The sequence below is a fragment of the Cupriavidus sp. NPDC089707 genome (assembly GCF_044748965.1).
In the GTDB taxonomy this organism is placed as follows: domain Bacteria; phylum Pseudomonadota; class Gammaproteobacteria; order Burkholderiales; family Burkholderiaceae; genus Cupriavidus.
Genome location: NZ_JBIVHB010000027.1, coordinates 75,089 through 81,247, shown reverse-complemented (window position 1 = coordinate 81,247; position 6,159 = coordinate 75,089). Strand labels below are relative to the sequence as shown.

The following is a 6,159-nucleotide window of genomic DNA, read 5'->3' as shown; positions in this document are numbered from 1 at the left end:
CCGGCGCATGGCAAGCACCGTGGCGTCTCACTTCGTGGCAACTCCTGCCCTCTCCCCCGCCCCTCTCCCATAAATGGGAGAGGGGAGACAACATTGGCAGCCTTTGACTTTGTCAGGAGCCTAAACGCCCGCGGCAGATTGCTGACAAAGGGAGAATTCCAGGTTGTTTGCTCCCCTCTCCCGCTTGCGGGAGAGGGGATGGGGGAGAGGGCAGGCGCATGGCAAGCACCGTGGCGTCTCACTTCGTGGCAACTCCTGCCCTCTCCCCCGCCCCTCTCCCATAAATGGGAGAGGGGCGCCAACATTGGCAGCCTTTGACTTTGGCGCTCAGAGCCCCAGTTGCTTTGCCGCCAGGTCCTTCATGATTTCCTCCGCCCCGCCGCCGATCATCATCACCTTGACCTCGCGGTACAGCCGCTCCACGCGGCTGCCGCGCGTATAGCCCATCCCCCCGAGCAATTGCACCGCGCGGTCCGCGCAGAACTGGAAGGTCCGCGTGGCCATGTTCTTCGCCATCGCGATCTGCGCCACCGGCGCGGCGCCATCGTCCAGCCGAGCGGCCAGGTCATCGAGCAGGGCGCGCGTGGATTCGATGCGCGTAGCCATGTCGACCAGCTGGTGGCGCACCACCTGGTGGTCAGCCAGCCGCTTGCCGAAGGTATGGCGCTCGCGTGCCCACGCCAGCGCGTCGTGGAAGCAAACCTGGGCATAGCCGCAGGCCGCCGCCGCCAGCGCCAGGCGCTCGTGGTTGAAGTTGCGGGTGATGGCGGCAAAGCCCTTGCCTTCCTCGCCGACCAGATTTTCCACCGGCACGCGGCAGTCCTCGAAGAACAGCTGCGCGGTGTCGGACGCCCACCAGCCCATTTTCTTCAGCGGCGTTCGGCTCAGCCCCGGCCTATCGCCTTCGATCAGCAGCAGCGAGACGCCGCCGGAGCCTTGGCCGCCGGTGCGCACGGCAACGGTGAAGTAGTCGGCGCGCATGCCGGAGGTGATATAGAGCTTGGTGCCGTTGACAACGTAATGGTCGCCTTCGCGGCGCGCGCTGGTCGACAGCCGGGCCACGTCGGAGCCGGCGGCGGGCTCTGTGATCGCCAGCGCGGAGATCTTCTCGCCTGACAGGATCCGCGGCAACACGCGCGCCTTCAGCGCCTCGCTGCCAACCGCGGCGATCGGCGGCGCGCCGATGGTGTGCGAGAACAGCCCCGAGGCGATCCCGCCCGAGCCGCCCCAGGCGCGCTCCTCGAACAGGATCATGCGGTAGAAGGCGTCGCACGGCGCGCCGCCGTACTCCTCGGGGAAGCCGGGCGCCAGCAGGCCGGCTTCCGCGGCCTTGCGGTACAGCTCGCGCGGGAAGCTGCCGGCCTCGTCCCAGGCCTCGGCATTGGGCGCGACTTCCTTTTCAAAGAAGCGCCGCACGCTGGCGCGGAACGCTTCATGGTCCGCGCTGTAGTAGCGCGGGTTGGCCGGTTGCAGGATCATGGTGTTCGCTTACTCGTTGGACGGCGTCAGGCATTGCGGCAGCGTGTAGAGCGGGAAGCCGTTGAACGGTTGCGAGCGCTGGTGCTGCGGCTGCGGCCAGGTGTGCTTGGCGTTGGGCACGCCGCCGTCGACGCGCAGCGTCGAGCCGGTGATGAAAGCCGCCGCCGGAGACAGCAGGAACACCACCGCCGCGGAGACCTCGGCCTCGGTGCCCAGGCGCTGCAGCGGCACCTTGCGCGCCAGCTGGCGGATCTTGGCCTGGAAATCGGACGGATAGGTGTCAAAGCCGCTGGACGCGATCCATCCCGGCGCCACGGCGTTGACGCGCACGCCCGCGGCGGCCCATTCGCATGCGGCGGTCTCCGTGAACGACAGCATGCCGGCGCGCGCCGCGCCAGAATGGCCCATGCCCGGCATGCCGTTCCACATGTCGGCAATGATGTTGACGATGGCGCCGCCGTTGGCCTCCATCCATTGCGTGAAGCATTCGCGCGCCACCAGGAAGCCGCCGGTCAGGTTGTTGCGCACCACGGCTTCCCAGCCCTTCAGGCTGATGTCGCGCAGCGGCGCGGGAAACTGCCCGCCGGCGTTGTTGAAGAGACCGTCGATGCCGCCGTGTGCCGCCAGTACCGCGGCCACGGTCTCGCGCACCTGCGCCTCGTCGCGGATATCGCAGCTGTGCAGCGTCAGCCGGTTTGCGGCTTCGGGCTCGGCGGCGAGGATTTCCTCGCGGACCTGCTCCAGCTTTTCCAGCTTGCGCCCGGCGAGCGCCACGCGCGCGCCCAGGCTGGCCAGTTCATGCGCGGTGCAGCGGCCGATGCCGCTGCCGGCGCCGGTGACCAGCACGGTACGGCCGGCGAACAGGCCGGCGTGGAAGACGGATCGATATTGCATGCGGGCTCCGGGATCGGGCATCAAGGGTTGGCAGTCAGGCCGAGGCGCTTGACCAGCTTGCCCTGGCTTTCATAGCGCTGGCGCGCGAAGGCGGCGTAGTCGGCGCTGTTCAGGTAAGCGGTCTCCTGGTCGAGCCGCTCCAGCAGCTTCTGCATCGCCGGTTCGTTGAGCGCCTTGCGGAAGGCGTCGTGCAGCACCTGCACGGCCTGCGAGTCCATGTCGCGGGGGCCGGCGATGCCGAACGGCGAGGTGGATACGATGTCGACGCCGGCATCGCGCAGGGTCGGCACGCGCGGCCAGCGGCGCGAATGCTCGGCCGTCCAGAGCACCAGCCAGCGCGCCTTGCCACTGTCGACATACGGGCCGATGCCGCCGGCCGTGACGCCCAGGTCGATATGCCCGCCCATCAGTGCGGCGATGATCTCGGACTCGCCCTTGTAGGGCACATGGTTGAACTGGACGCCTAGCTTCTGCCCGATCTCTTCCATGGTCACGTGCATGGTGCCGTTGGTGCCAGTGCTGCCGTAGCTGATCTTGCCCGGACGGCGGCGCGCATCGTCCACCATCTCCTGCCACGATTTCCACGGCGCGTCGGCGCGTGCCGCCACGCCAAGCGCGTAGCCGGTCAGGTGGATCACGTAGGTGAAATCGCGCAGGGGGTCGTATTGCGTCTTTTGCAGGTGGGGCAGCCGGAACACCGGTTCCGGGATCACGGTGAGGGTGTAGCCATCGGGCTTGGCGCGCGCGACCACATTGGCGCCCAGCACGCCGGCGGCGCCGGGCTTGTTCTCCACGACGACGGGCTGGCCCAGCGTCTTGCCGGCGCTGTCGGCCAGCGTGCGCACCAGCGTATCGGTGGCGCCGCCGGCCGCGAACGGCACGATCAGCGTAACCGGCCGCGCGGGGAAGTCGGCCGCCCGCGCGGCGCCGGAGGTCAGCATACCCAGCGCGCCCAGCGGCGCCAGCCCGCCCAGGCCCAGCAGCGCCAGCGTGTCGCGGCGGCGGGTGTCGATGGTGTCGTCTCTCATTGCCGGCCTCCGTCGTGGTTCGGCTGCTGCGTCAGCACCAGCGCGTCCAGGGCGACCGCGCCGCGGCCCGCTTCGCGCACCAGCAAGGGATTCACTTCCATTTCAGCGAGCGAGTCGCCCAGCGCCATCGCGGCGTCGGACAGCGCTGTAATGGCATCCGCGGCCGCGTCGATATCGGCGGGGGGCTTGCCGCGGAAGCCGGTCATCAGCTGGTAGCCGCGCAGGCTGGCGAGCATCTCGCGGGCCATGGCGCGGTCCACCGGCAGCAAGCGGTGCGCCACGTCGTGGAAGACCTCGGTAAATATCCCGCCCAGGCCGACCGTCATGGCCGGGCCGAATACCGGGTCGCGCGTCACGCCAACGATCAGCTCGCAGACGCCGCTGGCCATCTGCTGCACCAGCACGCCGCGCTGACGTGCATCCGGCTTGGCGCGCGTCGCGGCGGCAACGACTTGCGCGGCCGCGTCGTGCACCTGCTGTGCATCGCGCAATCCCAGCTGCACGCCGCCGACCTCGGTCTTGTGAGCAATGTCGGGACTGAGCACCTTTACTGCCACCGGGAAGCCGAGGCTCGCGGCGGCGCGTGCGGCATCGGCGGGTGTGGACGCCACGGCTTCCACGCCGATCGGCACCCTGAAACCGGCGAGCCAGTGCTTGGCCTGATACTCGTCCAGCGCGGTAGCGGGCAGTGCTTCGGCCTGCGGACGGTCGGCCGCCTGCGCGCGCAGTGCCATCCAGTGCGCGGTCCGCCCCTGGGTGCCGAGCCATCCTACGTACGTGCCCAAGGCCTTGGCCGCCCGCGCCACATCCGGGAACAGCGCCACGCCGGCCGCAGCCAGCCTGGTGCGGCTGGCCGGCTCGCCGGTGGTCGCGACGACGATCAGCCGGTTGGTCTTGCCCGCCACGTCGATCAGTTCGTCCGCCACGCGGTCGAGCAGATAGGCGGTGGCATACAGGAAAATCACGTCCACGCCGTCGACCGCCGCCAGGTTGTCGAGCACGGCATACGCAAGGCCGCTGCGGTTGAACAGCTGGCCGGTCAGGTCGACCGGGTTCGCCGCTGAGCCTAGTTCCGGTACGGCGGCCTGCAGGCGCTGCTGCACCGGCTCGGGCAGGCACGGCACGTCCAGGCCGGCGGCGCTGAGCAGGTCGGCGGACAGCGCACCCATCGCGCCCGACACCGACGCCACCACCACGCTGCGGCCCGCGCTGCGCTGGCGGAAGCCCGACAGGTAGGCCAGGTCGGTCAGGTGGGTCGGATCGCTGGCTTGCATTGCGCCGACCTGGGCAAAGGCGGCGCGGTAGATGGCCTGGTTGCCGGCGAGCACGGCTGTGTGCGATTGCGTGGCCGCCGAACCGGCCTCGCTCTCGCCGGCCTTCAGCACGATCAGCGGCTTGTCCGCCGCGCGCAGCCGTGCCGCGGCGTCGATAAAGCGCGGCCCGCTGCGCAGGCCCTCGACGTAGCCGACCACGGCGCTGGTCTGGGCATCGTCGGCGAGGTAGTCGAGGTAGTCGGCGTAGTCCAGGCAGGCTTCGTTGCCGGTATTGATGAACTGGTGGAAGCCCACGTCCATCTGCCTGCCGGTGGCATAGACAATGGCGCAGACATTGCCGCTCTGCGTCAGCAGGCTGACCGCGCCGGGGCCGTCCTGCGGCGGGTAGGCGCGGAAGGTGGTGGCAAAGGCGGTGATGGCACGCGTGGTCAGGTTGGCCAGCCCCATGCAGTTGGGCCCGGCGATCGCCATGCCGCTTTCGCGCGCGAAGGCGGTCAGCGCGGCCTGCCGCGCGACGCCGGCCTCGCCGGCCTCGGCAAAGCCCGACGCATAGAGGATGGCGGCCCGGATGCCGCGGGCATGGCAGCGCTGCAACTGCGACAGCACGTCGTCGGCGCCGAGCGCCAGCACCGCCACGTCCGGCACGGCCGGCAGGGATTCCACATCGGGATAGCAGGCCAGCCCGGCGATCTCCGCATAGCGCGGATTGACCGGGTACACCTGCCCCTGGTAGCCGAGGCGCTGCAGGTGATCCAGCGCCACGCCGCCGATACGGCTGGTATCGCGCGAGGCGCCGATGATGGCGATCGAGGCGGGCTCAAGCAGCTGCGCCAGTGCGGTGCGATCGGCGCATTCCGGTGGCCGCGCCGTGTTGGGAATAGGCATCGTTGTCTCCATCCTTCCTCTGCCGGAAGGGTGACCCGATTCAAGCGTATCGGGTGGGCGGGGACAAGCGATCGGCCGTTCGATGTGCACAATGTGCACAGATTTGGGATAGGCAGGCAACGGTGGTACTGCAACGGCCTGTTGGAAGATGTGGGTTGCCTTCAGCGCCGCGCCGCTACCAGGCTGCAATGACCGCACCACGTTCTGCGGATTTTTGTCGTTGACCCCTTTCAAAACCCGCCAACGTTGTTGTAGAATCCGCGCTTCGCTGAAAACGCGATGAATTCCCCGATAGCTCAGTCGGTAGAGCGACGGACTGTTAATCCGCAGGTCCCTGGTTCGAGCCCAGGTCGGGGAGCCAAAGTGCGCGGGAGTAGCTCAGTTGGTAGAGCGCAACCTTGCCAAGGTTGAGGTCGCGAGTTCGAGACTCGTCTCCCGCTCCAAATCCTTCCGGTTTTCGCCGGAGCGTGTACGCCCATGTGGCTCAGTGGTAGAGCACTCCCTTGGTAAGGGAGAGGTCGGCAGTTCGATCCTGCCCATGGGCACCATCCCTTTTGTTTCCCCTCTGTATTTCCCTTTCGTCTCGCACGGCGCCGCGA

The 6,159-nt window shown here is 68.6% G+C and carries 4 protein-coding genes and 3 tRNA genes; 3 read left to right on the top strand and 4 right to left on the bottom strand.

The genetic code is table 11. The annotated features are described in order from the left end of the window. Positions 1 to 327: 327 nt before the first annotated feature. The 4 genes from ACIP1U_RS28540 to ACIP1U_RS28525 are packed head-to-tail and all read right to left on the bottom strand — an operon-like array spanning position 328 to position 5,560. Positions 328 to 1,479, bottom strand: a complete 1,152-nt coding sequence (locus ACIP1U_RS28540; RefSeq protein WP_400322299.1) for an acyl-CoA dehydrogenase family protein — start codon at positions 1,477 to 1,479, stop codon at positions 328 to 330. A 9-nt stretch (positions 1,480 to 1,488) separates the two neighbouring features. Beyond that, positions 1,489 to 2,373, bottom strand: a complete 885-nt coding sequence (locus ACIP1U_RS28535) for an SDR family oxidoreductase (protein ID WP_400322297.1) — start codon at positions 2,371 to 2,373, stop codon at positions 1,489 to 1,491. 20 nt (positions 2,374 to 2,393) lie between these two features. Then, on the bottom strand, positions 2,394 to 3,401 hold the full coding sequence (locus tag ACIP1U_RS28530; RefSeq protein WP_400322295.1) for a tripartite tricarboxylate transporter substrate binding protein: 1,008 nt from the start codon (positions 3,399 to 3,401) through the stop codon (positions 2,394 to 2,396). Next, entirely contained in the window at positions 3,398 to 5,560 is a 2,163-nt protein-coding gene (locus tag ACIP1U_RS28525) for an acetate--CoA ligase family protein (RefSeq protein WP_400322293.1), read from the bottom strand. Before ACIP1U_RS28525 ends, ACIP1U_RS28530 begins: the two co-directional genes overlap by 4 nt. A 285-nt stretch (positions 5,561 to 5,845) precedes the next feature. Between ACIP1U_RS28525 and ACIP1U_RS28520 the strand changes: the two genes are divergently transcribed. From ACIP1U_RS28520 to ACIP1U_RS28510, 3 genes are all read left to right on the top strand, one after another. Beyond that, positions 5,846 to 5,921: transfer RNA gene (locus tag ACIP1U_RS28520), tRNA-Asn, on the top strand. Positions 5,922 to 5,927: 6 nt separating this feature from the next. After that, positions 5,928 to 6,003: transfer RNA gene (locus ACIP1U_RS28515), tRNA-Gly, on the top strand. A gap of 30 nt (positions 6,004 to 6,033) precedes the next feature. After that, positions 6,034 to 6,108: transfer RNA gene (locus ACIP1U_RS28510), tRNA-Thr, on the top strand. The last annotated feature ends 51 nt before the right edge of the window (positions 6,109 to 6,159 follow it).